Source organism: Flavilitoribacter nigricans DSM 23189 = NBRC 102662, from assembly GCF_002646595.1.
Taxonomy (GTDB): Bacteria; Bacteroidota; Bacteroidia; order Chitinophagales; family Saprospiraceae; genus Flavilitoribacter; species Flavilitoribacter nigricans.
In genome coordinates this window covers 1-680 of sequence record NZ_PDUD01000134.1, presented here as the reverse complement: position 1 = coordinate 680, position 680 = coordinate 1, and the positions used below count along the sequence as shown (strand labels likewise).

Annotated in this window: 1 protein-coding gene; it reads right to left on the bottom strand. The window is 47.2% G+C overall.

Translation table 11 applies throughout. From position 1 onward, the window contains the following. Positions 1–680: hypothetical protein (locus CRP01_RS42720; protein ID WP_222845969.1), on the bottom strand; the 680-nt coding region annotated here is incomplete at both ends.

The window sequence follows — 680 nt, the reverse complement described above, 5'->3', positions numbered from 1 at the left end:
ACCGGCCATTGTTCAATGGCTTGATATAACTTAGTCTGGCCATGGGAAGGAGTACTTAATAATCGATTCGTTCGGCTACGATACACAAAATCCCACTGCTGTTGCAGGCCCAACCCCATTAGATCGTAGATATCCGCTTCGCGATCTCCTATCAAGGTATAACTGGACGCATCAGCATAATTGGCAATAGCCTGGCGAGGCGCATCAAACCATTTATAGCGCTCCTTTTCCTCAAAGGGGGTCTTCCATTTATCGCGACGCCTCTGAGCCTGGTCGGCCTGTTCTTGCTCGGTGCGAGCAAATTCTGTCTTGTAGATCGAAATGCCGCCCAAGCCATAGCAGGCTCCATTTTCACCATCTAATACAATCGCCGGATGGACATCAAAACCACTTTTAGTACTATTTGGGCCTACAAACCCTAGCTCTTCACGTCGAGCATTGGGAGCAAATGAAATTGTGGAAGTGTCATTGATCACCAATACCGGGCGACCTTTTACATTAACTCCAAGCTGCTCGCAACAATGATCTACCAGGCCCTTTGAGGTGATTTTAGGGTTATTCACAAACCGCCCCAATTGTACTTCTTCCCCTCGACCAGTGGCTAATTGGCGCAGGATTACCGAATAATGTATCAACATACTATTGAGTAAGGCTTCAAAGCCCTTCTCTAGACGTTTGTC